The following is a 25,647-nucleotide window of genomic DNA, read 5'->3' as shown; positions in this document are numbered from 1 at the left end:
GCTTTGTTGTGTCGCTTAGATCGCGTCGGTATCGGTTTCGCCGGTACGGATGCGGATCGCCTGCTCCAGATTGACTACGAAAATCTTGCCGTCACCGATCTTGCCGGTGTTGGCGGCCTTGGTAATGGCCTCGATTACCCGGTCCAGATCCTTGTCGTCGATGGCGACGTCGATCTTCACTTTAGGCAGGAAGTCGACCACGTATTCAGCACCGCGATACAGCTCGGTGTGGCCCTTCTGCCGACCGAAGCCTTTGACTTCGGTGACGGTGATGCCCTGCACGCCGATTTCCGACAGCGACTCGCGAACGTCGTCCAGTTTGAACGGCTTGATGATGGCAGTGACTAGCTTCATGAAACTCTCCCGATTTGGTGGACTTGCCCCAGGAAAACAAACCCGTCTCAAGTCTAAGCGCAGTGCTCGGCTTTGTAACGCATCGTTGGCATGGCTCGGCGTCGATGTCGCAGGTGACGCTGAACAAACGCCTCGCGGCGTGGCCTGCGCACTGCCTGGTCACAAGGACCCGCATCAGTGCATGGCTCGTAAAGGTCATTGCAGAAACCTTGCCAAAACCTGGAAATGCTCGGGAAACAGCGAGTTGCGTGGAATGTTCAGATTGGGCCAGTCGCCATCAGTGAAAACCTGCACGGTTTTGGTGCGCTTGTTATCTGCTGTATGCGCGAAAAGCGTGCGGCAAAGGGCCTTTACACCGGCGTGCTACACTTGGGCTCTTTTTTCGATCAAGCGGACAGCCCACCATGCTCGCGCCCAAAGCATTTCTAGACGCCCTCAGCGACCAGGCCTCGCGCCTGTTCAGCGGTGACACCGCCCAGCCCCGCGCTGAACTGGAAAGCCAGTTCAAGGTGCTTATGCAGGGCGCTTTCAGCAAGCTCGACCTGGTCAGCCGGGAAGAATTCGACAGCCAGATGGTCGTGCTTGCACGCACCCGTGCGCGGCTTGAGGCGCTGGAGAAGCAGGTTGCCGAGCTGGATGCGCGGATGAGTGCTGCGCCAGCGACGCAGGCGGCTGAACCGGCGGCAGATCAAGCGGCTTCCTAAAGGCTCCCTGCAAAACCCCGAAGCACTCTTCCCGAAGCAGCCACACCACACCCCGCTACGCTGATGACGTGCCGCAGGACGCGGCTTTCATCAGCGACTACGGAGTGTCCATGTCCCTCGCCCTTGTTCACAGCCGCGCCCAGGTCGGCGTCGAGGCGCCTGCCGTCAGTGTCGAGACCCATCTCGCCAATGGCTTGCCCACGCTGACGTTGGTCGGCCTGCCGGAAACCACCGTCAAAGAGAGCAAGGACCGGGTGCGCAGCGCCATCGTCAACTCGGGCCTGAATTACCCTGCCCGGCGTATCACCCAGAGCCTCGCCCCTGCCGACCTGCCCAAGGACGGCGGGCGCTACGACCTGGCCATTGCCCTGGGCATTCTGGCGGCCGATGCGCAGGTGCCGGTTGCCCAGCTGAGCGAGATCGAGTGCCTGGGCGAGTTGGCCTTGTCCGGTGCCGTGCGGGCGGTGCAGGGGGTACTGCCTGCAGCGCTGGCGGCACGCGATGCCGGCCGGGCACTGGTGGTGCCGCGGGACAATGCCGAGGAGGCGAGCCTGGCCAGTGGGCTGGTGGTGTATGCGGTTGCCCATCTGCAGGAGCTGGTCGCTCACCTCAATGGTCAGGTGCCGTTGGCGCCTTACGCGGCCAATGGGTTGGTGCTGCAGAGCAAGCCTTACCCGGATTTGAGTGAAGTGCAGGGCCAGGTGGCTGCCAAACGGGCGCTACTGCTGGCGGCGGCGGGTGCCCACAATCTGCTGTTCACCGGCCCGCCAGGCACCGGCAAGACCTTGCTCGCCAGCCGCTTGCCCGGCTTGCTGCCGCCGCTGGATGAACATGAGGCGCTGGAGGTGGCGGCGATTCAGTCGGTGAGCGGGCGTACTCCGTTGAACAGCTGGCCGCAGCGGCCGTTCCGGCATCCGCATCACTCGGCCTCTGGGCCGGCCCTGGTGGGTGGCGGCAGTCGGCCGCAGCCGGGGGAGATCACCCTCGCCCACCACGGTGTGCTGTTTCTTGATGAACTACCGGAGTTCGAGCGGCGCGTGCTGGAGGTGTTGCGCGAGCCACTGGAGAGCGGCGAGATCGTGGTGGCGCGGGCCAAGGACAAGGTACGCTTCCCTGCCCGCTTTCAGTTGGTGGCGGCAATGAACCCGTGCCCCTGCGGCTACCTGGGTGACCCTACAGGGCGTTGTCGCTGCAGCACCGAACTGATCCAGCGTTACCGCAACAAGCTGTCTGGGCCGCTACTCGATCGGATTGACCTGCACCTGACCGTGGCGCGGGAAAGCACAGTGCTGACCAACCAGCCCAGCGGCGAAACCAGTGCCAGCGTTGCCGCAGTGGTGGCCGAGGCCCGTGAGCGCCAGCAACGCCGGCAGGGCTGCGCCAATGCATTTCTCGACCTCAATGGCCTGCGCCGTTATTGCGGGTTGAGTGCCGGGGACCAGAGCTGGCTGGAGAACGCCTGCGAGCGCCTGACCTTGTCACTGCGCGCGGCCCATCGGCTGCTCAAGGTGGCGCGGACCTTGGCTGATCTGGAGCAGCTGGACAACATCGGCCGTGCGCATCTGGCCGAGGCGTTGCAGTACCGGCCAGGCTCGTAGGCCCACTGAGCACCGCCTGAATCACTTGCCTGCGGGGTCTTTCCAACCACCGCCCAACGCCAGGAACACACTGATCTGCCCCATCGCCACCTGGCTGTTGGCCGCGGCCAGCTGCCCGCGCATGTCGGTGTAGGTGCGGGTCGCCTGCAGGTCCGCCAGGAACGACTCGCGCCCGGCCTGGAAGTAGCGGTGGGTTTGCTCGGCCGCCTGCTGAGCCGAGCGCTCGGCCTCGGCCAGGGCATCGCGCCGGTCGAGCAGGGCGCTGTACTGCGCCAGCCGGGTCTGGGTCTCGCGGATGGCGTTGAGGACCACGCCGTCGAAATGGGCCAGGGCTGCTTGCGTCGAGGCCTCGGCCTCGCGAATGCGGGCACGGGTGCCGTTGGTGGGGATGGTCCAGCTGACCAGCGGGCCAAAGCCCCAGCGGTTGGTAGACGGCTCGCCGAGGTTGTCGAGGATGCCGATGGTGCCGACCTGAGCGCCGATGCTGATGTTCGGGTACAACGCGCCCGTAGCGACACCGATGCTCGCTGTAGCGGCTGCCAACTGGCGTTCGGCCTGGCGCACGTCGGGGCGGCGTTTGAGCAGTGCAGCGCCATCACCCACCGGGATTAGCTGGGCCAGATGCGGCAGCTCGGCGCAATCGGCAGTGCCTGCCGGCAGTTGCTCGACAGGTTTCGCCAGCAGCGCTGCCAGGGTATACAAGCCCGTCTCGCGCTCAGCCTGAAAACGCGGCAGCTCGGCGCTCAACGACTTGAGCTGGGTTTGCGAGCGGGTGACCTGGGTTTCATCACCACGGCCGGCATCACGCAGGCGCTGGGTCAGTTGCACGCCTTGCTGTTGCAGGTCCAGCGACTGGCGAGCGATGTGCAGCTCTTCGTTGGCCGAGCACACCTGCGTATAAGCCTTGACCACGTCGGCCACCAAAGTGATGCGGGCAGTGTCAGCGGCGGCCTGGACGGCGTCGGCATTGGCCTGGGCGGCCTCGGTGCCGCGCTTGAAGGTGCCCCACAGGTCGAACTGATAGGAAGCGCTGATGATCGCTTCGCCGATGTTTGCGACCGGGACTTTTTCCGGTTGCAGGAAGGCTTCGCCAGACTCCTGCAGGCGTTGCGCAGCAAGCTTGCCGGAACCGCCAAAGCCGCCCTGCGATTCAGCGACCTCAAGCTGGGCGCGGGCCTTGGCGATGTTGGCAGCCGCCACGCGCAGTTCGCTGTTGCTGGCCAAGGCCTGGCGTACCAGCTGGTTCAGACGCGGGTCCTGGTAGAGCTGCCACCAGTCCTCCGGCACCGGTGCCGAGACCACGCTATCGGCGTCCTGGCGCAAGGCGCCGTTGAGGTCGCTGCGCTGGACCGCAGCGTCCTCTGGTACCTGATAGTCGGGGCCGACCATCTGGCAGGCGCCGAGTGACAGGCTCAGGCCAATCAGCAACAGGCGTTTCATGGGCGCTGGCCCTCGAGGATAGTCACTGTGGCCGTGCGCCCGGCGATCATGCGGAAGTCGGCTGGCACCTGATCGAAGGCAATCCGCACCGGGATGCGCTGGGCCAGGCGTACCCAGCTGAACGCCGGGTTGACGTTGGGCAGCAGGTTGGCGCCGCTGCTACGGTCACGGTCTTCGATGCCGGCGGCAAAGCTTTCGACATGGCCACGTAGGCGGGTGTCGTCACCCATCACGCGGATGTCGACGGCATCGCCGATATGGATGCCGCCGAGCTTGGTCTCTTCGAAATAACCATCGACGTGGTACGAGCCGCTGTCGACTACCGATAGCACTGCACGGCCGGCGGTGACGAACTCATGGGCACGCGGGGCGCGGTCGTTGAGATAGCCGTCGACCGGGCTGCGCACTACCGAGCGATCAAGGTTGAGTTGCGCGCTGTCGACTGCGACCTGAGCCTGATTGACCGCCGAGCGGGCGCGGGCTTCACGCGATTGGCTTTCTTCCAACTGCTCGGCCGCGACCAGGTTGCCCAGCTTTTTGTTGCGCCGGGTTTCGCGAATGGCTTGAGCGAGGGTTTCCTGGCGCTCGCTCAAGGTCGCTTGGGCGTGGCGCAGGGCCAGGCTGAAGCGGTCCTGGTCGATGCTGAAGAGCACGTCGCCGCGCTTGATCACCTGGTTGTCGCGCACCTCGACGCGCTGGATCAGCCCGGACACGTCCGGGGCGATCTGGATCACGTCGGCGCGGATGTGGCCGTCGCGGGTCCACGGGGCGAACATGTAGTACACCACCATCTGCCAGATCAGCACGGCGGCAAAGGTCACTACCAGCAGGGTCAGGACCACACGGCCCAAGGTCAACAAAGGTTTTTTCATGGCAGCATCAGGCTTCGGCAAAAGTGGTCTACCGCGCCAAGCAGCACGGCATACAGGGCAACGTTGAACAACGCCCGGTGCCAGACCAGGCGGTAGAAATGCAGGCGCACCAGCACAGCGTGCACGCCAAGAAACAGCAGGTAGGTGCCGATCATCATCACCAGGAGCGTGGGCAGGAACACCCCGCTGATATCCAGTTCACCAATCACAGCGGGGCTCCATCGATGCCATCAGGCAGTTGCGCGGGGGCACTGGGCTCAAGCATCACCTCGACACCCGGCAGCAAGGCCAGGCGCAGGCCGCTCAAGGCGTGCAGCAAATGCACGCGGGCATCGCCACGGTCGTGCAGATCGTCCAGCGCCAGGCTCTGCCGGGCGCGCTCCATGTTGCGCAGCAACTCTGCCGGCGCATGCAGGCGTTCGCCGGCGCGCAGGCACTGCGCATAGTGGGCGCCGACTTCTTCGATCACCGTTTGCAGCGCCTCGCGCGCTTGCAGGCCAGTCCGCGGCAGGTAGGCCTGTAAGTCCAGCAGGTTCAGGCCCACGCGCAGGTCACGCAGGGCCACGCCGCTGTCCTGGCCAGTCTGCGACAGCCGCGGCAGGTGTTGCATAAGGCGGTCGAGCATCTGTACACCGACTTTGCGCTGCTCAGCCAGCGGCGCTGGCTGGGTGATTTCGACGATGTCGCGCCAGGCAAAACGGGTCAGCCGTTTGGCCGCCAGCTCGACGCCGAACGGGCGCAGCAGCAGGGTCCAGATAAACGCGAACAGCAAGCCCACCGGGCCTGCCAGGTTGGCGTTGAGGAAGGTGAAGAAGTCGGCATCGTAGGCACCCTGGATGCTGACAAAGGTCGCGGTGTTGACGATGGTCAGCAAGGTGCCGAGGTAGAAGCGCGGCTGCACGGTGAGGGTGCCGACGCAGATGAACGGCACGGCGAAGGCCAGCACCAGCATCGGGAAGTCGTGCAGGTTGGGCAGCACCAGGAACAAGTACAGGCTGGAGAAGATCACCGACAGCATAGTCCAGAAGAAGAACCGGTAGATCTGCGGCGCGGGGTCGTCCATGGCGGCGAAGAAGCTGCAGGCGACCGCGGCGAGGATCACTGCGCTGGCGCCGTCGTGCCAGCCCAGGCCAATCCACAATGCGCAGGCGACGATGATCGCAGTAACCGTGGAGAACACCGAGTAGAGCATCAGCCCACGGTCGAAAAACGGCGTCAGCCGGCCCAGCCGCCAATGCCGGTAGACCGCCCGCCAGGGCGTGGCGTCATCGGCGCGCAAAGCATGTTGCAGGGCGCAGCAGTCCTGCCACAGGTCGACCCATTCGGTCAGTCGGTAAAGCGCGTTGGAGAGCAGTAGTTCCGGCCGCTGATCGAGCGCGGCAGCGCTTGGTTGCCAAGATTCGAGTTTGTCTCTGAGGGTGCGCCAGCGCAGTACCGAAGCATCCTCGGCGCTGCCTTGCAGCCAATCGCGAGCATCGGCCAGCAGCGGCTGAATCAGGCTGAACTGCGCTGGCGCGCGGCCTTCGAGAGCGCGCAGGGCGTCGTCAAGGGCATCGATGACCGGCAGCAGGTGGATCATCCGGCCACGCAGTTCGCGGGCATTCTTCAAGGTATGCGGGCCGGCGCCTTCGTGACCGAGCTGGCCGATCATCAGCTCGAGGCTGTTGAAGGTGGCAACCATCGAGGCGCGCAGGGCGGCGACTTTGTCGACCGCGACATCACGGGCCAGGTAGCTGTCGCTGTAGCGGATCGCTTCGGCGAACCAATTGCCGGTCGAACCGACCACCACCGGCGCCAGCCGCCGCGGCCAGAAGATCGCGCCTACCACCGCTGCGCAAACGATGCCCAGGCAGATCTCCTGGGCCCGCGACGAGGCGACGTCGAACACCGCCAGCGGGTCGTCGACTACCGCCAGAGCAATCATCGGCAAGGTATAGCCCGCCAGCATCAGCACGTAGTTGTTGGCGGTGCGCAGGTTCAGCGAGAGGAACAGCAAGGTCCCGGTCCACAGGGCGATGGCCCCCGACAGCAACAACGGCGACTGTACCAGCGGCGGTACCAGCAGGATCGCCCCGCCTGCGCCGAGCAGCGTGCCGAGGGCGCGGTACAGGGCCTTGGAGCTGGTGGGGCCAACGAAAGGGCTGGAGACGATGTACACCGTAGCCATCGCCCAGTACGGGCGCGGCAGCTGCATCAGCAGGGCGATGTACAGGGCGATCATCGACGCGGCAAAGGTGCGCACGCCGTAGAACCAGTCGCGGGCGGGCGGCATCGAGCTGAAGAAGCCGTTCATGCCAGGCCCTCAATGGGCCCTTGAGCGGCGCCTTCGAAGGCCCGGATCACTCGCAGCGAGGCCTCCAGATCAGCCTGGCTGATGCCCTTGAGGATGTCACGCCGCAGACGCACCAGCTCGCCTTCGATCGACTCGGCGAGTACCCGGCCCTCGGCAGACAGGCTCAGTGCCTTGGCCCGGCGATCGAGCGGGTCTTCACTGCGACAGACCAGCCCGGCTCGGCACAGCTGGTCGAGCAGGCGCACCAGTGACGGGCTCTCCAGCCCGGCAGCGTTGGCCACCGCAACCTGATGCACGCCATCGCCCAGGCGCACGATCATCAACAGCGGCACCGCGCAGGCTTCGGAAATACCATAGCTGGTCAGGGCTGTATGGCAGATACGCCGCCAGTGGCGTGCGCCAACCACCATGCCGCTGCTGACTTGCAGGTGCAGTGAATCGAGTGTCATGGAGTAACCGGAAAATATATTCATAGTTTGCTAACTATCAATATACGCCCTGCCCCACCCCCCGCGTCAACCGCCGGCGATGAGCTGCGAGGATGAAAGGTTATTCATGCACCTCAGCGCTGAACCTGGTCTTCAAGCTTCATGGTCAAGGCAAGGTTGCTGCCCATCTGGATCGCCTGATCACGCCAATCCTTGTAACGGGCAATGTTGCGGCTGCTGAAATGCACCGCCAGCTCTTCTGCTGCATGCATCACCCCGGCGGCTGCCGCCAGCTCCAGCCAGTACAGGGCGGCCTTGATATCGGCCTCGACATACAGCCCATGCAGAAAACGATGGCCGACCTCGAACCGACAGCGTGCCTCGCCCAGTTTGGCCCCGCGCATGAACCAGCGCAGCGCCTCGACCGGGTCAACCATCCATTCCTGCTCAGCGTCGCAGACTTCCTCTTCGAACAGGTCGCCCAACGCTGCGGCAGCGTGCAGCAGGCCGCCCTCGAATGCCTGGCGATAGCATTCGGCAGCTTGCTCGTAACACACCGCCACGCCTTTGCCGAAGTAGTGCTGCTGGCCAAGATTGAACCAGGCGGCAGCATTGCCCTGTAGCGCGGCCATGCGCAGCAGATGCCCAGCCAGGACCGTATCTGCCAGCCAGTACTTGCCGTTGAGCCAGATCCAGCCAAGGTCGTTCAGTGCAGCGATGTTGCCCGCCAGCGCGAGCCGGCGCAGGTCGGCATACACCGCCTGCAGGTCGACGGCTTCATCCAGGCGATTGACCAGACCAGGGCGCTCGCCCAACTGCCCGCAGTGGCTGGGTAGACCGACACCGGTGAACAGGTGCTGACGCTGGCGCGGAGGAATCGGCACAGGGATTATCCGCGCCGGTAAAAGACGCGCGAGCAGCGAATGGATATTGCTGGCAGCAGACATGTTCATCCTCATTGAACGCTTCACAACCCAACCACAGCCGTGGTGAGGCGTGATTCTGCGGCATGCTACGACGAAACCTGTCGCGAACGATTCGAACCCAGGCAACCAAATGCAGGTTCATTGATCTGAGCGAGGTGTGGCTAATTGCCATGCGCGCCCTGTGCCGCCATTCTGGTGCGGCAAGCCTAGACAAGGACGTTTACCTTTGCCGTTCGCCACTACTCGCGCCACCCTCAGCCGTCAATGGGCCCTGCTACGTCAGCTGCCTAGCCGCTCGCCCGGCATTACCAGCGCCGAGTTGGTCTGGGGGTTGCGTGACGTCGGCTTTATCGTCAGCAAACGCACGGTCGAGCGCGACCTCAACGAGCTTGCGTTGATCTTCCCGCTTGAGCGCAATGACAAGAGCATCCCGTTTGGCTGGCACTGGTCAGCGGCAGCAGTAAGCGAGCTGCGCGGCAATTTCGATTTGCAGGCGTACCTGCGCGGGGATGCGCTGCAGCCGGTGCAGGGTGATGGCATTGAGCTGCAGGCGTGGATCAGCGATCTGCTCGCCCGGCAGCTGCGTGACGCGCCGTTGACCCCGGACATGCAGTTGACCGCGCTGGAACACGGCCACCGCCTGCGCGCGACGGTCAGCGACGGCTGGCCGCTGCGCTGGTGGCTGCTGAGTCAGGGCGACAGCCTGGTGGTCGAGCTGCCGCAGCCACTGCGTGAGGAAATCGGGCGTACCTTGAGCAGCGCTGCGGCTCAATATCAGGACTGAGCCACAGCGCTTACCCCAGGTAGGGACCGCCCGGCCTCTGGACTGAGGCCGGGGCGTTCATTCAGATCAGCCCGCTCCCATGATCTTCTTCTATCAGGTTGCTCAACCCACCCAAGGCACGTCGTGCGCTAGAGCGGTTGAGCAGCTTGGCCTGAGCGCCGGCCGGCAGGTCGGTGATGCTCAGCACGCCTTTGCTGGTCAGCACTTCGATCAAGTCCTCGAGCACCCGGATCATGTCCAGATCGCTCTGTTTGAGCTGGTTGAGGCTGTTGCCGATAACATCGTCGGCCAGCCAATGCAGGACCTCGACGTGGTCACCCGGCAGGGTTTCGGTATGGCCTTCAAAAGCCTTGGCGTCGACCCGCGACAGGCGCCCATCGGCGTCGCGCTGCACGTAATACAGGCTGTGATCCGTTGTCACGGTGAATCCTTCTGGTTGCGATAGGGGCAGGATAACGCCTGAGGTAGCCCAACACGACTTCGGCCTCGTTGCAGGCAAGCTGCGACGAGGCCGGAGTCGAATCAGTGCACAACGCCAGCAGCACTTGCCTGCTGCTGGCGGGTGAACATCAGCCGTTGTGGTTATCGACCTTGATCAACGGATCGGCACCGCTGATCAGCGAGTTGATGGAGCTGTTCGACCAGTTGACGCCCTGCACAGTGATAGTGGTATCGACGTGATTGGTGCCATCTTGAACGTTGAGCTTGCCATCGCTGCTGATCTGCAGAACGGTGTCGCCTTGCACGGTGGTCATCTTCAGGTAGTTGTCGATGGTGCTGCCCTTCTCGCCCTGGAGCAGTTCGCTGAGGTCGATGCGGTCGCCTTCGGACGCCTTGAAGTCGGTGATCACATCGTTGCCGGTGTGACCCGCTTTCCAGACGAACAGGTCGGCACCGCTGCCGCCGGTGAGGATGTCATTGCCCTTGCCGCCGATCAGCGCGTCGTTGCCGGCACCGCCGAAGATGTTGTCGTTACCGTCGCCGCCCAGCAGCGTGTCATTGCCGCTGGTCCACGCCGGTGCCGCCAGGCCAGCTGCGCCTGGGCCGGTGCCTTGAATGGTCACGTACAGGTGCGCGGTGTCGGTATCGCCGTCCGGCTGGGTCAGCTTGTAATCGAACTGATCCATGTGGCCGACGCCGTCTTTGCTCGCAGTCGGGGTGTAGGTGTACGAGCCGTCTTTGGCGATCACCAGGCTGCCGTACTGACCGTCGACGGTGGTACCGCCTGTTGGTACATCGACCCAGGCGCCGTTGACCTTGATTGCCAGGCTCGAGACTTCGCCGTCGGTGCCCCACACGTCGTTGCCAGCTACAGTGCCGGTGACAGGGGTGGCAGTCCACTCGACCACGGGGGCGCCAGGTACGGTGACTTTGAAGTCGTCAAAGCTGACGGAGGCGTTGCCTGTGAACCAGCCGGTATCGTCATGCACGCTCAGTTGAACGCGATACTGAGCATTCGCTTCCATTGCACCGGTAGTGATGGTGGAGCTGCCATTGGCGATGGATCCGCCGCCCGCTACAGTCCAATTGACACCGTCGGTGCTCTTGAACAGTGTCCAGTCGGCGGTATCTTTTCCGCTGGAGAAGATGTTGTTGACTGTCGACAGTGAAGCAACCGCCTTGAACGACATGGTCTCGCCGCCCACCGCTTTGTACAGCGGGGTCAGGATGGAGGCATCACCGCTGCTTTCACCATTCCGGTCAGTAAGCACGAGGGTCGGGTTACTGCCGCTGCTGACACTGGCATCCGCCGTGGTGCCGACCACCGAGCTCACCTGCCAGCGGCCGGTATCGGCTGCCGGGTTAGGCGTGTCGCGGTCGACTGCGTTCTCGAACCGCCACTGGCTCTTCTCGCCGCTTGTGAAGCTGGCCAAGGTAACGTCGGTTGGCGCGCCCATGACCGTTTTCGAGGTCAGTGTGGCGGTCACGTCGTCGTTGGCAGCGATTGGGTCGCTACGGTCATTGACGGTCAGGGTCAGCGACGAGGACGCGGTGTTGCCAGCAGCATCCTTGACCGTGAACTTGACCACTGCCGACAGCGAATCGGCCGTGTCGAAGTTGTCCTTGCCCGAGAAGGTGTAACTGCCATCGGCCTTGATCACTACCTTGCCGACATTGCCCAGGTCGAGGGTCTTGGAGTCGGTGGCACTGGTGAACGAGTAGGTAACGCCGTTGTACTCAACCGACGTCAGCTTCCAGCCGTTGCTGGCCCAGCCAGCGGTACCGCTGGTGGCGTTGTCGGTGACGTTGCCGGACACCGCGCTGCCGCCAACGCTACCCACCAGCGCCTGAGTCAGGGCGCTGAGCGAGGTGTCGACGACCAAGACGTGGTTATCGTTGGCGCCTTGGGTGATGGAACCTACGGTTTCGCCCGGTTTCCAGCCGATTGGCTCGAGGTAGTTCTTGTCAGTGTTGCTCAGGCCGCCGAAGCCAACAGCATAGGAATCATTGAAGCCCTTCTGGTTAAGGAAGTTGATCCAGTTGCTTTCATTCGCGCCCTGGCCGCTGGTCGGCTCACCGTCCGACATGAAGATGTTGACCAGCTTGCTGCCGCCTGGCGGTGGTGCCTGGTAGCTGCTGGTGACTGTGTTCAGCGCAGCGTTGTAGTTGGTAGTACCCGAGGCTTTCATTGCGTCGATTGCTGCGTACGCATCATCCAGGTTGGTGAACCAACCGCCATCTTTGCCTGAGCTGTGGAAGGTAGCATTGGTGGAGAACGATACGATGAACACCGAATGCACGGTGCCGGAGTCGAACAGGTTCTTCACCGCTTCCTTGAGCATCTGCAGACGTGAGGTATACGGCCCGCTACCATCCGGATCGCTGCCGCCATTACCGTTGTTCGCAGGCCCCATACTGCCCGATCGGTCGATGACCAACACCACATCAGCACCACCTGCGGTGCCGCTCTCGATGATCGAAGCGCTGCCAGGCGCGGTGATGACCGGGCCTTTGTCGTTGTCGATGATGGTGCCGGTGGCGACGTTCTGGCTGCCCACCGCGAGGTTCTCGAACACCTGATTGTTGTCGTTGACCTGCTTGATGGTGGCGGTCAGCGTCTCGCTGCTTTCGATCTTGGTGTCGTCGAAGGTCTTGACGTTGAACTCGACGCTGCTCTTGCCCCCAGTGATGGTCACGCTGGTTGGCAGCGTACCTTCAATGTCGCTAGCATCAGCATTGCCGGACCATTCCAGGTTGACCGAAACCGACTTGCCGGTTGGCACACTGATCGAGTTGCCCGACTTGTCGACCAGCTCGACCTTGTAGGTCAGGTTGCCGCCTTCGTTGACCGAACCGGTACCGACCATGCTGATCTTGGCGTAGACGGTATCGATGGTGTCGGCGATATCGGCAATCGCGGTTGCGCCGGTTTCGATCTTCTCGTAGTTGCCACCGCTGCCGCTGACCACGGTCGCAACCAGCTTGCTGGCGTCATTGAAGACGTCTTCGGTGTTCGGGTTAGGTACGCTCAGCGTGCCTTGGCCTTGGCTGTTGATCGAGACGTTGTAGTTGCTGGCGCCGACTTTGACGACCAGTACCACTGGGTCGCTGCCAGCCTGCGGCGGCTTGCTCATCTGGAAGTTGAAGATGACGTTGGCGTCAGCTTCAGTCGCAGCTTGCGGCGTGATGGTTACGCTGACTGGGGTTTCGGTGTCAGCAATTTGTGCTGTGCCAGTCGCGCCGGTTTCGATCTTCTCGAAGTTGCCGCCGGTGCCGCCGGTGACGGTGGCCACCAACTCGCTAGCGTCTTTGTACACGTCTTCGCTGTTCGGGTTCGGGACCTGAATGGAGCCCTTGCCGTTGCTGTCGATGTTAACGGCGTAGTCGGTGCTGCCGATGCGCACGTTCAGGACGACTGGCGCACTGCCAGCTTGCGGCTTGTCGCTCAGTTCGAAGTTGAAGGTGACGTTGGCATCTGCTTCGGTGGCCGCAACGCCGGTGACCTTGACGGTGACTGGGGTTTCGGTGTCAGCGATTTGTGCGGTGCCAGTGGCGCCGGTGGCGATTTTCTCGAAGTTACCGCCGGTGCCGCCAGTGACGGTGGCGACCAGCTGGCTGGCGTCTTTGTACACGTCTTCGCTATTCGGGTTCGGGACCTGGATCGAGCCCTTGCCGTTGCTGTCGATGTTGACGGTGTAGTCGGTGCTGCCGATGCGTACGTTCAGAACGACTGGATCGCTGCCGGCCTGAGGCTTGTTGCTCAGTTCGAAGTTGAAGGTAACGTTGGCATCAGCCTCGGTAGCCGGAACGCCGGTGACCTTGACGGTGACTGGGGTTTCGGTGTCAGCGATTTGTGCTGTGCCGGTCGCGCCAGTGGCGATTTTCTCGAAGTTGCCGCCGGTGCCGCCGGTGACGGTGGCGACCAGTTGGCTGGCGTCCTTGTACACGTCTTCGCTGTTCGGGTTCGGGACCTGAATGGAGCCCTTGCCGTTGCTGTCGATGTTGACGGTGTAGTCGGTGCTGCCGATGCGTACGTTCAGGACAACTGGATCGCTGCCGGCCTGAGGCTTTTCGCTCAGCTCGAAGTTGAAGGTGACTTTGGCATCAGCTTCGGTTGCCGCAACGCCGGTGACCTTGACGGTGACTGGGGTCTCGGTGTCAGCGATTTGCGCTGTGCCGGTCGCGCCAGTGGCGATCTTCTCGAAGTTGCCGCCGGTGCCGCCGGTGACGGTGGCGACCAGCTGGCTGGCGTCTTTGTACACGTCTTCGCTATTCGGGTTCGGGACCTGGATCGAGCCCTTGCCGTTGCTGTCGATGTTGACGGTGTAGTCGGTGCTGCCGATGCGTACGTTCAGGACAACTGGATCGCTGCCGGCCTGAGGCTTTTCGCTCAGCTCGAAGTTGAAGGTGACTTTGGCATCAGCTTCGGTTGCCGCAACGCCGGTGACCTTGACGGTGACTGGGGTCTCGGTGTCAGCGATTTGCGCTGTGCCGGTCGCGCCAGTGGCGATCTTCTCGAAGTTGCCGCCGGTGCCGCCGGTGACGGTGGCGACCAGTTGGCTGGCGTCCTTGTACACGTCTTCGCTGTTCGGGTTCGGGACCTGAATGGAGCCCTTACCGTTGCTGTCGATGTTGACGGTGTAGTCGGTGCTGCCAACACGCACGGTCAGCACAACTGGAGCACTACCAGCTTGTGGCTTGTCGCTCAGCTCGAAGTTGAAAGTGACGTTAGCGTCGCCTTCTTTCGCAGGCACGCCGGTCACTGCAACAGTCACTGGAGTTTCGGTATCCGAGATCACCGCAGTACCAGTACCGCCGGTTGCGATCTTCTCAAAGTTACCGCCAGTGCCGCCGGTCACAGTTGCAACCAGTTCGCTAGCGTCTTTGTAGACGTCTTCGCTGTTCGGGTTAGGAACCTGGATCGAACCCTTGCCGTCAGCGTCGAGGTTAACGGTGTGGTCGGTGCTGCCGATGCGTACGTTCAGGACGACCGGATCGCTGCCAGCCTGAGGCTTGTTACTCAGCTCGAAGTTGAAGGTGACGTTGGCATCGCCTTCTTTCGCCGGTACGCCGGTGACTGCCACAGTCGTAGTGTCGATGGTGTCTTCGACAGTCACGGTAGCCGAAGCGCCGGATACGTCTACAGCTTCGAAATTACCACCGGTAACGCCAGTGACAGTGGCAGTCACTTCGCTGCCATCTTTGTAGACATCTTCAACGTTGGTGTTCGGGACCTGGAGCGTGCCCTTGCCATCGGCGCCAACAGTGACGGTGTAATCAGTACCACCGACGTTCACGGTCAAGGTAGCCGTGGTGCCAGCCTGCGGCGGGTTACTCAGCTGGAAGTTGAAGGTGAGGTTTGCATCACCCTCCTTCGCTGCTTCAGCAGTGACCGCCACGGTGGTGGTGTCGATGGTGTCTTCGACAGCAACGGTGGTAGTCGCGCCAGTCAGATCGACCGCTTCGAAGTTACCGCCGTTGACCGCAGTGACAGTCGCGGTGACTTCGCTACCGTCTTTGTAGACGTCTTCAACGTTGGTGTTCGGGACCGACAAGGTGCCCTTGCCATCAGCGCCAACTGTGACGGTGTAATCAGTACCACCGACGTTCACGGTCAAGGTAGCCGTGCTGCCAACCTGAGGCGGATTGCTCAGCTGGAAGTTGAAGGTGAGGTTCGCGTCGCCTTCCTTCGCAGCTTCAGCAGTAACGGCCACAGTCGTGGTATCGATGGTGTCTTCGACGGCAACAGTGGTATTCGCGCCAGTCAGATCAACGGCTTCGAAGTTACCGCCGTTGACCGCAGTGACAGTCGCGGTGACTTCACTGCCGTCTTTGTAGACATCTTCAACGTTGGTGTTCGGGACCTGGAGCGTGCCTTTGCCATCGGCGCCAACAGTGACGGTGTAATCAGTACCACCGACGTTCACGGTCAAGGTAGCCGTGGTGCCAGCCTGCGGCGGGTTACTCAACTGGAAGTTGAAGGTGAGGTTTGCATCACCCTCCTTCGCTGCTTCAGCAGTGACCGCCACGGTGGTGGTGTCGATGGTGTCTTCGACAGCAACGGTGGTAGTCGCGCCGGCCAAATCCACAGCTTCGAAGTTGCCGCCATTGACCGCGGTGACGGTCGCAGTGACTTCGCTACCGTCTTTGTAGACGTCTTCGATGTTGGTGTTAGGGACCTCAAGGGTGCCCTTGCCATCAGCGCCAACGTTGACGGTGTAATCAGTGCCACCGACGTTAACGGTCAAGGTAGCCGTGGTGCCAGCCTGCGGCGGATTGCTGAGCTGGAAGTTGAAGGTGAGGTTTGCATCACCCTCCTTCGCTGCTTCAGCAGTGACCGCCACGGTGGTGGTGTCGATGGTGTCTTCGACAGCAACGGTGGTAGTCGCGCCGGCCAAATCCACAGCTTCGAAGTTGCCGCCATTGACCGCGGTGACGGTCGCAGTGACTTCGCTACCGTCTTTGTAGACGTCTTCGATGTTGGTGTTAGGGACCTCAAGGGTGCCCTTGCCATCAGCGCCAACGTTGACGGTGTAATCAGTGCCACCGACGTTAACGGTCAAGGTAGCAGTGGTGCCAGCCTGCGGCGGATTGCTGAGCTGGAAGTTGAAGGTGAGGTTCGCGTCGCCTTCCTTCGCAGCTTCAGCAGTAACGGCCACAGTCGTGGTATCGATGGTGTCTTCGACGGCAACAGTGGTAGTCGCGCCGGTCAAATCCACAGCTTCGAAGTTGCCGCCATTGACCGCAGTGACAGTCGCGGTGACTTCACTGCCGTCTTTGTAGACGTCTTCAACGTTGGTGTTCGGGACCTGGAGAGTACCTTTGCCGGAAGCATCGATATCAACGGTGTAGTTTGTGCCACCAACATTGACGGTCAGGGTGGTCGTGCTGCCAACCTGAGGCGGGTTGCTCAGCTGGAAGTTGAAGGTGAGGTTTGCATCACCTTCTTTCGCTGCTTCGGCAGTGACGGCCACGGTAGTGGTGTCGATGGTGTCTTCGACAGCAACGGTGGTAGTCGCGCCAGTCAGATCAACGGCTTCGAAGTTACCGCCGTTGACCGCAGTGACAGTCGCGGTGACTTCACTGCCGTCTTTGTAGACATCTTCAACGTTGGTGTTCGGGACCTGGAGCGTGCCTTTGCCATCGGCGCCAACAGTGACGGTGTAATCAGTACCACCGACGTTCACGGTCAAGGTAGCCGTGGTGCCAGCCTGCGGCGGGTTACTCAACTGGAAGTTGAAGGTGAGGTTTGCATCACCCTCCTTCGCTGCTTCAGCAGTGACCGCCACGGTGGTGGTGTCGATGGTGTCTTCGACAGCAACGGTGGTAGTCGCGCCGGCCAAATCCACAGCTTCGAAGTTGCCGCCATTGACCGCGGTGACGGTCGCAGTGACTTCGCTACCGTCTTTGTAGACGTCTTCGATGTTGGTGTTAGGGACCTCAAGGGTGCCCTTGCCATCAGCGCCAACGTTGACGGTGTAATCAGTGCCACCGACGTTAACGGTCAAGGTAGCAGTGGTGCCAGCCTGCGGCGGATTGCTGAGCTGGAAGTTGAAGGTGAGGTTCGCGTCGCCTTCCTTCGCAGCTTCAGCAGTAACGGCCACAGTCGTGGTATCGATGGTGTCTTCGACGGCAACAGTGGTAGTCGCGCCGGTCAAATCCACAGCTTCGAAGTTGCCGCCATTGACCGCAGTGACAGTCGCGGTGACTTCACTGCCGTCTTTGTAGACGTCTTCAACGTTGGTGTTCGGGACCGATAAGGTGCCCTTGCCATCAGCGCCAACGTTGACGGTGTAGTTAGTGCCACCGACATTTACAGTCAGGGTCGTGGTGCTGCCAGCCTGCGGCGGATTGCTGAGCTGGAAGTTGAAGGTAAGGTTTGCATCACCTTCCTTCGCAGCTTCGGCAGTGACCGCCACGGTAGTGGTGTCGATGGTGTCTTCGACAGCAACGGTGGTAGTCGCGCCAGTCAGATCGACCGCTTCGAAGTTACCGCCGTTGACCGCAGTGACAGTCGCGGTGACTTCGCTACCGTCTTTGTAGACGTCTTCAACGTTGGTGTTCGGGACCTGGAGAGTGCCCTTGCCATCAGCGCCAACAGTTACCGTGTAATCAGTGCCACCGACGTTAACGGTCAAGGTCGCAGTGGTACCAGCCTGCGGCGGGTTACTCAGCTGGAAGTTGAAGGTGAGGTTTGCATCACCCTCCTTCGCTGCTTCAGCAGTGACCGCCACGGTGGTGGTGTCGATGGTGTCTTCGACAGCAACGGTGGTAGTCGCGCCAGTCAGATCGACCGCTTCGAAGTTACCGCCGTTGACCGCAGTGACAGTCGCGGTGACTTCGCTACCGTCTTTGTAGACGTCTTCAACGTTGGTGTTCGGGACCTGGAGAGTACCTTTGCCGGAAGCATCGATATCAACGGTGTAGTTTGTGCCGCCGACATTGACGGTCAGGGTGGTCGTGCTGCCAACCTGAGGCGGGTTGCTGAGCTGGAAGTTGAAGGTGAGGTTCGCGTCGCCTTCTTTCGCTGCTTCGGCAGTGACGGCCACGGTAGTGGTGTCGATGGTGTCTTCGACAGCAACGGTGGTAGTCGCGCCAGTCAGATCAACGGCTTCGAAGTTACCGCCGTTGACCGCAGTGACGGTCGCAGTGACTTCACTGCCGTCTTTGTAGACGTCTTCAACGTTGGTGTTCGGGACCTGGAGCGTGCCCTTGCCATCGGCACCAACAGTGACGGTGTAATCAGCACCACCGACATTGACGGTCAGGGTGGTCGTGCTGCCAGCCTGAGGCGGGTTGCTCAGCTGGAAGTTGAAGGTGAGGTTTGCATCACCTTCCTTCGCAGCTTCAGCAGTCACGGCCACAGTCGTGGTATCGATGGTGTCTTCAACGGCAACAGTGGTGGTCGCGCCGGTCAGATCCACAGCTTCGAAGTTACCGCCGTTGACCGCAGTGACGGTCGCAGTGACTTCACTGCCGTCTTTGTAGACGTCTTCAACGTTGGTGTTCGGGACCTGGAGCGTGCCCTTGCCATCGGCACCAACAGTGACGGTGTAATCAGCACCACCGACATTGACGGTCAGGGTGGTCGTGCTGCCAGCCTGAGGCGGGTTGCTCAGCTGGAAGTTGAAGGTGAGGTTTGCATCACCTTCCTTCGCAGCTTCAGCAGTCACGGCCACAGTCGTGGTATCGATGGTGTCTTCAACGGCAACAGTGGTGGTCGCGCCGGTCAGATCCACAGCTTCGAAGTTACCGCCGTTGACCGCAGTGACGGTCGCAGTGACTTCACTGCCGTCTTTGTAGACGTCTTCAACGTTGGTGTTCGGGACCTGGAGCGTGCCCTTGCCATCGGCACCAACAGTGACGGTGTAATCAGCACCACCGACATTGACGGTCAGGGTGGTCGTGCTGCCAGCCTGAGGCGGGTTGCTCAGCTGGAAGTTGAAGGTGAGGTTTGCATCACCTTCCTTCGCAGCTTCAGCAGTCACGGCCACAGTCGTGGTATCGATGGTGTCTTCAACGGCAACAGTGGTGGTCGCGCCGGTCAGATCCACAGCTTCGAAGTTACCGCCATTGACCGCAGTGACGGTCGCAGTGACTTCGCTGCCGTCTTTGTAGACGTCTTCAACGTTGGTGTTCGGGACCTGGAGAGTGCCCTTGCCATCAGCGCCAACGTTGACGGTGTAGTTAGTGCCACCGACATTTACAGTCAGGGTCGTGGTGCTGCCAGCCTGCGGCGGATTGCTGAGCTGGAAGTTGAAGGTAAGGTTTGCATCACCTTCCTTCGCAGCTTCGGCAGTGACCGCCACGGTAGTGGTGTCGATGGTGTCTTCGACAGCAACGGTGGTAGTCGCGCCAGTCAGATCGACCGCTTCGAAGTTACCGCCATTGACCGCAGTGACGGTCGCAGTGACTTCGCTGCCGTCTTTGTAGACGTCTTCAACGTTGGTGTTCGGGACCTGGAGCGTGCCCTTGCCATCGGCGCCAACAGTGACGGTGTAATCAGTACCACCGACGTTCACGGTCAAGGTAGCCGTGGTACCAGCCTGCGGCGGGTTACTCAGCTGGAAGTTGAAGTTGAGGTTCGCATCACCTTCTTTCGCAGCTTCGGCAGTCACGGCCACGGTGGTGGTGTCGATGGTGTCTTCGACAGCGACAGTAGTGGTCGCGCCAGTCAGATCGACCGCTTCGAAGTTGCCGCCATTGACCGCAGTGACGGTCGCAGTAACTTCACTGCCGTCTTTATAGACGTCTTCAACGTTGGTGTTCGGGACCGACAAGGTGCCCTTGCCATCGGCGCCAACAGTGACGGTGTAATCAGTACCACCGACGTTCACGGTCAAGGTAGCCGTGGTGCCAGCCTGCGGCGGGTTGCTGAGCTGGAAGTTGAAGGTGAGGTTCGCATCACCTTCTTTCGCAGCTTCGGCAGTGACGGCCACGGTGGTGGTGTCGATGGTGTCTTCGACAGCGACAGTAGTGGTCGCGCCAGTCAGATCGACCGCTTCGAAGTTGCCGCCATTGACCGCAGTGACGGTCGCAGTGACTTCGCTACCGTCTTTGTAGACGTCTTCGACATTGGTGTTCGGGACCTGGAGCGTGCCCTTGCCATCGGCGCCAACAGTGACGGTGTAATCAGTACCATCGACGTTCACGGTCAAGGTAGCCGTGGTACCAGCCTGCGGCGGGTTACTCAGCTGGAAGTTGAAGTTGAGGTTCGCATCACCTTCTTTCGCAGCTTCGGCAGTCACGGCCACGGTGGTGGTGTCGATGGTGTCTTCGACAGCGACAGTAGTGGTCGCGCCAGTCAGATCGACCGCTTCGAAGTTGCCGCCATTGACCGCAGTGACGGTCGCAGTGACTTCACTGCCGTCTTTATAGACGTCTTCAACGTTGGTGTTCGGGACCGACAAGGTGCCCTTGCCATCAGCGCCAACTGTGACGGTGTAATCAGCACCACCGACGTTAACGGTCAAGATAACAGTGGTACCAGCCTGCGGCGGATTGCTCAGCTGGAAGTTGAAGGTGAGGTTCGCATCACCTTCTTTCGCAGCTTCGGCAGTCACGGCGACGGTAGTGGTGTCGATGGTGTCTTCGACAGCGACAGTGGTGGTCGCGCCGGTCAGATCGACGGCTTCGAAGTTACCGCCATTGACCGCAGTGACGGTCGCAGTGACTTCACTGCCGTCTTTGTAGACGTCGTCAACGTTGGTGTTCGGGACCTGGAGAGTACCTTTGCCGGAAGCATCGATATCAACGGTGTAGTTTGTGCCACCAACATTGACGGTCAGGGTGGTCGTGCTGCCAACCTGAGGCGGGTTGCTCAGCTGGAAGTTGAAGGTGAGGTTTGCATCGCCTTCTTTCGCAGCTTCAGCAGTGACGGCCACGGTAGTGGTGTCGATGGTGTCTTCGACAGCAACGGTGGTAGTCGCGCCGGTCAAATCCACAGCTTCGAAGTTGCCGCCATTGACCGCAGTGACAGTCGCGGTGACTTCACTGCCGTCTTTGTAGACGTCTTCAACGTTGGTGTTCGGGACCTGGAGAGTACCTTTGCCGGAAGCATCGATATCAACGGTGTAGTTTGTGCCACCAACATTGACGGTCAGGGTGGTCGTGCTGCCAACCTGAGGCGGGTTGCTCAGCTGGAAGTTGAAGGTGAGGTTTGCATCACCTTCTTTCGCTGCTTCGGCAGTGACGGCCACGGTAGTGGTGTCGATGGTGTCTTCGACAGCAACGGTGGTAGTCGCGCCAGTCAGATCAACGGCTTCGAAGTTACCGCCGTTGACCGCAGTGACAGTCGCGGTGACTTCACTGCCGTCTTTGTAGACATCTTCAACGTTGGTGTTCGGGACCTGGAGCGTGCCTTTGCCATCGGCGCCAACAGTGACGGTGTAATCAGTACCACCGACGTTCACGGTCAAGGTAGCCGTGGTGCCAGCCTGCGGCGGGTTACTCAACTGGAAGTTGAAGGTGAGGTTTGCATCACCCTCCTTCGCTGCTTCAGCAGTGACCGCCACGGTGGTGGTGTCGATGGTGTCTTCGACAGCAACGGTGGTAGTCGCGCCGGCCAAATCCACAGCTTCGAAGTTGCCGCCATTGACCGCAGTGACGGTCGCAGTGACTTCACTGCCGTCTTTGTAGACGTCTTCAACGTTGGTGTTCGGGACCTGGAGCGTGCCCTTGCCATCGGCACCAACAGTGACGGTGTAATCAGCACCACCGACGTTCACGGTCAAGGTAGCCGTGGTGCCAGCCTGCGGCGGGTTGCTGAGCTGGAAGTTGAAGGTGAGGTTGGCATCACCCTCCTTCGCAGCTTCGGCAGTGACGGCCACGGTGGTGGAGTCGATAGTGTCTTCGACAGCGACAGTAGTGGTCGCGCCAGTCAGATCGACGGCTTCGAAGTTACCGCCGTTGACCGCAGTGACAGTCGCGGTGACTTCGCTACCGTCTTTGTAGACGTCTTCGACATTAGTGTTCGGGACCGACAAGGTGCCCTTGCCATCAGCGCCAACGTTGACGGTGTAATCAGTGCCACCGACGTTAACGGTCAAGGTAGCAGTGGTGCCAGCCTGCGGCGGGTTACTCAGCTGGAAGTTGAAGGTGAGGTTTGCATCACCTTCTTTCGCTGCTTCGGCAGTGACAGCCACGGTAGTGGTGTCGATGGTGTCTTCGACAGCAACGGTGGTAGTCGCGCCAGTCAGATCGACCGCTTCGAAGTTACCGCCGTTGACCGCAGTGACAGTCGCGGTGACTTCGCTACCGTCTTTGTAGACGTCTTCAACGTTGGTGTTCGGGACCGACAAGGTGCCCTTGCCATCAGCGCCAACAGTGACGGTGTAATCAGTACCACCGACGTTCACGGTCAAGGTAGCCGTGCTGCCAACCTGAGGCGGATTGCTCAGCTGGAAGTTGAAGGTGAGGTTCGCGTCGCCTTCTTTCGCAGCTTCAGCAGTAACGGCCACAGTCGTGGTATCGATGGTGTCTTCGACGGCAACAGTGGTAGTCGCGCCGGTCAGATCAACGGCTTCGAAGTTACCGCCGTTGACCGCAGTGACAGTCGCAGTGACTTCACTGCCGTCTTTGTAGACATCTTCAACGTTGGTGTTCGGGACCTGGAGAGTACCTTTGCCGGAAGCATCGATATCAACGGTGTAGTTTGTGCCACCAACATTGACGGTCAGGGTGGTCGTGCTGCCAACCTGAGGCGGGTTGCTCAGCTGGAAGTTGAAGGTGAGGTTTGCATCGCCTTCTTTCGCAGCTTCAGCAGTGACGGCCACGGTAGTGGTGTCGATGGTGTCTTCGACAGCAACGGTGGTAGTCGCGCCGGTCAAATCCACAGCTTCGAAGTTGCCGCCATTGACCGCAGTGACAGTCGCGGTGACTTCACTGCCGTCTTTGTAGACATCTTCAACGTTGGTGTTCGGGACCTGGAGCGTGCCCTTGCCATCGGCGCCAACAGTGACGGTGTAATCAGTACCACCGACGTTCACGGTCAAGGTAGCCGTGGTGCCAGCCTGCGGCGGGTTGCTCAGCTGGAAGTTGAAGGTGAGGTTTGCATCACCTTCTTTCGCTGCTTCGGCAGTGACGGCCACGGTAGTGGTGTCGATGGTGTCTTCGACAGCAACGGTGGTAGTCGCGCCAGTCAGATCGACCGCTTCGAAGTTACCGCCGTTGACCGCAGTGACAGTCGCGGTGACTTCACTGCCGTCTTTGTAGACATCTTCAACGTTGGTGTTCGGGACCTGGAGAGTACCCTTGCCGGAAGCATCGATATCAACGGTGTAGTTTGTGCCACCGACATTGACGGTCAGGGTGGTCGTGCTGCCAACCTGAGGCGGGTTGCTCAGCTGGAAGTTGAAGGTTAGGTTGGCATCACCTTCTTTAGCTGGCACAGCGGTCACAGCAACAGTCGTGGTGTCGATAGTGTCTTCGACGGTGACGGTGGTGGTTGCACCACTCAGGTCAACAGCCTCGAAGTTGCCGCCGTTCACTTCAGTAACGGTTGCAGTGACCTGGCTTGGATCGATGTAAACATCTGCGCCGTTGGTGTTAGGCACCAGCAAGGTGCCTTTACCCGAAGCATCGATATCAACGGTGTAGTTAGTACCACCGACGTTAACTGTCAGGGTGGTGCTGCTGCCAGCCTGAGGCGGGTTGCTCAGCTGGAAGTTGAAGGTCAGGTTGGTATCGCCTTCCTTCGCAGGCTCGGCAGTCACGGCTACGGTAGTGGTGTCGATGGTGTCTTCGACGGTCACGGTGGTAGTCGCGCCACTCAGGTCAACCGCTTCGAAATTACCGCCGGTGACGCCCGTGACGGTGGCAGTCACTTCGCTGCCATCTTTGGAGACATCATCAACGTTGGTGTTCGGAACCAGCAGAGTACCTTTGCCGGAGGCATCGATATCAACGGTGTAGTTAGTGCCACTAATGTTAACGGTCAGAGTCGTGGTGCTGCCGGCTTGCGGCGGGTTGCTCAGCTGGAAGTTGAAGGTGAGGTTGGTATCGCCTTCCTTTGCTGGCACCGCGGTCACGGCAACAGTCGTGGTGTCGATGGTGTCTTCGACAGTGACGGTGGTTGTCGCGCCCGCCAGGTCGACGGCCTCGAAGTTGCCACCATTTACGCCGGTCACAGTTGCGGTAACCGAAGACGGATCGATGTAGACATCGCTGCCGTTGGTATTCGGGATCACCAGCGTGCCTTTACCGCTGGCATCAACGGTAACGGTGTAGTTGGTACCGCCCACGTTCACGGTCAAGGTGGTCGGGCTACCGGCCTGGGGCGGGTTGCTCAGCTGGAATTCGAAGGTCAGGTTAGGGTCGCCTTCTTTCGCAGGCTGGCCGGTTACCGATACCGTCGTGGTGTCGATGGTGTCGACGATCTGGGTGACAGCCGGGGTTGGGTTCGGCGTAACGACTAGGCCGCCGCCACCGGTGGTGCCGGTGATGGTTACAGAAATCTCGCTGCCATCGATGTAAGGCGTGTCGTTAGGCGGAATATCGACATTGACCGTGCCAGTGGTCTGGCCTGCGGTGATGACGATGACCTGGCCGTTGGAGAGTGTAATGGTCAGGTCAGTCAGCGGTGGTTGACCGACGGTTGCGGTGTAGACAATCACGCCGCCCGCTTCGGTGATCGATGGCGTAGCGGTCAATGTCACCCCGGTGGCAACCGGCGTGGTAACCGGCGGAGTCACAGTCGGAGCAGTCGGGGTGGCATCGTTGACGTTGGTATCGACAGCGCCGGTCTCCAGATCAGCGGCAAGCGTCTGGAAGCCGATTGGGCCGGTCGGGAAACCAATGGTCGGGTCGACCGCGCCTGCAGTCTCCTCAAGCATCACAAAGGAGTGTCCGCCGCCAGCCGCGCCGCCATTACCGGCTGCAGTCGGGCCCGCCGCCGTTGCCTCAAGCTCGGTGGTCGGGTCAGCGCCAGCGGCGATGGCTTGCTGCAGTTCTTCGACCGAGGGCGCTGCCTGTGCGGTGGCCTGGCTCAGATCGGCACTGCTGTCCGGAGCGTCCGCACTCCATTGCGAGTCACGGCCCAGGTCGAGCATGCGGCCATCGGCCAGCTCCAGAGTTACCGCGCCACCTGGGCCGGTCAGGACTTGCTCGCCCGCCATCAGACGGTCGCCTTCAATCAGAACGCGACGAAAGCCCTCTGGGGATACCGCGATGACCTGGCCAACAATGCTTTTGACGATGGCAACAACACTGCTCATTGGACTCTCCGGATCTAGCCATTCTGTTGGCTTCATGCCTAGCAGACGAAAATTGCTGCTAATGCTAAGTAACTATGAATATAACTTTTTGACG

At 61.0% G+C, this 25,647-nt stretch carries 12 protein-coding genes; 3 read left to right on the top strand and 9 right to left on the bottom strand.

What is annotated here, in order from left to right; all coding sequences use genetic code 11:
- Window positions 1-15 precede the first annotated feature (15 nt).
- Window positions 16-354, bottom strand: a complete 339-nt coding sequence (gene glnK, locus HU736_RS16130; RefSeq protein ID WP_002555808.1) for a P-II family nitrogen regulator — start codon at window positions 352-354, stop codon at window positions 16-18.
- A 404-nt stretch (window positions 355-758) separates the two neighbouring features.
- Between glnK and HU736_RS16125 the strand changes: the two genes are divergently transcribed.
- Window positions 759-1,058 (top strand): accessory factor UbiK family protein, encoded by a 300-nt coding sequence (locus tag HU736_RS16125; RefSeq protein WP_103435389.1) that lies wholly within the window; start codon window positions 759-761, stop codon window positions 1,056-1,058.
- Window positions 1,059-1,168: 110 nt separating this feature from the next.
- Window positions 1,169-2,656, top strand: a complete 1,488-nt coding sequence (locus tag HU736_RS16120; protein WP_103438671.1) for a YifB family Mg chelatase-like AAA ATPase — start codon at window positions 1,169-1,171, stop codon at window positions 2,654-2,656.
- Window positions 2,657-2,677: 21 nt separating this feature from the next.
- Here HU736_RS16120 and HU736_RS16115 read toward each other — a convergent pair whose 3' ends face one another.
- The 6 genes from HU736_RS16115 to HU736_RS16090 all read right to left on the bottom strand — a co-directional run bounded on the left by HU736_RS16115 (window position 2,678) and on the right by HU736_RS16090 (window position 8,636).
- A complete protein-coding gene (locus HU736_RS16115) occupies window positions 2,678-4,096 on the bottom strand; it encodes an efflux transporter outer membrane subunit (protein WP_103435391.1) in 1,419 nt (472 codons plus the stop codon).
- Window positions 4,093-4,968 carry an efflux RND transporter periplasmic adaptor subunit gene (locus HU736_RS16110; protein ID WP_186701436.1) on the bottom strand — a complete coding sequence of 292 codons (876 nt, stop codon included), beginning with the start codon at window positions 4,966-4,968 and terminating at the stop codon, window positions 4,093-4,095. Before HU736_RS16110 ends, HU736_RS16115 begins: the two co-directional genes overlap by 4 nt.
- Complete coding sequence (locus tag HU736_RS16105) at window positions 4,965-5,177, bottom strand: DUF1656 domain-containing protein (RefSeq protein ID WP_101322650.1); 213 nt, start codon at window positions 5,175-5,177, stop codon at window positions 4,965-4,967. Before HU736_RS16105 ends, HU736_RS16110 begins: the two co-directional genes overlap by 4 nt.
- Window positions 5,174-7,261, bottom strand: a complete 2,088-nt coding sequence (locus HU736_RS16100; RefSeq protein WP_186701437.1) for an FUSC family protein — start codon at window positions 7,259-7,261, stop codon at window positions 5,174-5,176. Before HU736_RS16100 ends, HU736_RS16105 begins: the two co-directional genes overlap by 4 nt.
- Entirely contained in the window at window positions 7,258-7,710 is a 453-nt protein-coding gene (locus HU736_RS16095; RefSeq protein WP_103435394.1) for a MarR family winged helix-turn-helix transcriptional regulator, read from the bottom strand. Before HU736_RS16095 ends, HU736_RS16100 begins: the two co-directional genes overlap by 4 nt.
- Before the next feature lie 113 nt (window positions 7,711-7,823).
- On the bottom strand, window positions 7,824-8,636 hold the full coding sequence (locus HU736_RS16090; RefSeq protein WP_186701438.1) for a tetratricopeptide repeat protein: 813 nt from the start codon (window positions 8,634-8,636) through the stop codon (window positions 7,824-7,826).
- Window positions 8,637-8,841: 205 nt separating this feature from the next.
- Here HU736_RS16090 and HU736_RS16085 point away from each other — a divergent pair, with 205 nt between their 5' ends.
- On the top strand, window positions 8,842-9,399 hold the full coding sequence (locus tag HU736_RS16085; protein WP_186701439.1) for a WCX domain-containing protein: 558 nt from the start codon (window positions 8,842-8,844) through the stop codon (window positions 9,397-9,399).
- A gap of 61 nt (window positions 9,400-9,460) precedes the next feature.
- Here HU736_RS16085 and HU736_RS16080 read toward each other — a convergent pair whose 3' ends face one another.
- Together HU736_RS16080 and HU736_RS16075 are read right to left on the bottom strand one after the other, a co-directional pair.
- Window positions 9,461-9,802 (bottom strand): tryptophan synthase subunit beta, encoded by a 342-nt coding sequence (locus tag HU736_RS16080; protein ID WP_103438672.1) that lies wholly within the window; start codon window positions 9,800-9,802, stop codon window positions 9,461-9,463.
- Between the two features lie 166 nt (window positions 9,803-9,968).
- On the bottom strand, window positions 9,969-25,553 hold the full coding sequence (locus HU736_RS16075; RefSeq protein ID WP_217862389.1) for a retention module-containing protein: 15,585 nt from the start codon (window positions 25,551-25,553) through the stop codon (window positions 9,969-9,971).
- Between the last annotated feature and the right edge of the window lie 94 nt (window positions 25,554-25,647).

The organism is Pseudomonas shirazensis (genome assembly GCF_014268785.2).
Classification (GTDB): domain Bacteria; phylum Pseudomonadota; class Gammaproteobacteria; order Pseudomonadales; family Pseudomonadaceae; genus Aquipseudomonas; species Aquipseudomonas shirazensis.
This window is presented reverse-complemented; position numbering and strand designations above follow the sequence as displayed.

Bases quoted from the DNA above. Each gene is read 5' to 3' on its own strand.
- HU736_RS16095 (WP_103435394.1), bottom strand. From the start codon at position 7,710: ATGACACTCGATTCACTGCACCTGCAAGTCAGCAGCGGCATGGTGGTT.
- HU736_RS16090 (WP_186701438.1), bottom strand. From the start codon at position 8,636: ATGTCTGCTGCCAGCAATATCCATTCGCTGCTCGCGCGTCTTTTACCG.
- HU736_RS16115 (WP_103435391.1), bottom strand. From the start codon at position 4,096: ATGAAACGCCTGTTGCTGATTGGCCTGAGCCTGTCACTCGGCGCCTGC.
- HU736_RS16100 (WP_186701437.1), bottom strand. From the start codon at position 7,261: ATGAACGGCTTCTTCAGCTCGATGCCGCCCGCCCGCGACTGGTTCTAC.
- HU736_RS16125 (WP_103435389.1), top strand. From the start codon at position 759: ATGCTCGCGCCCAAAGCATTTCTAGACGCCCTCAGCGACCAGGCCTCG.
- glnK (WP_002555808.1), bottom strand. From the start codon at position 354: ATGAAGCTAGTCACTGCCATCATCAAGCCGTTCAAACTGGACGACGTT.
- HU736_RS16075 (WP_217862389.1), bottom strand. From the start codon at position 25,553: ATGAGCAGTGTTGTTGCCATCGTCAAAAGCATTGTTGGCCAGGTCATC.
- HU736_RS16110 (WP_186701436.1), bottom strand. From the start codon at position 4,968: ATGAAAAAACCTTTGTTGACCTTGGGCCGTGTGGTCCTGACCCTGCTG.
- HU736_RS16120 (WP_103438671.1), top strand. From the start codon at position 1,169: ATGTCCCTCGCCCTTGTTCACAGCCGCGCCCAGGTCGGCGTCGAGGCG.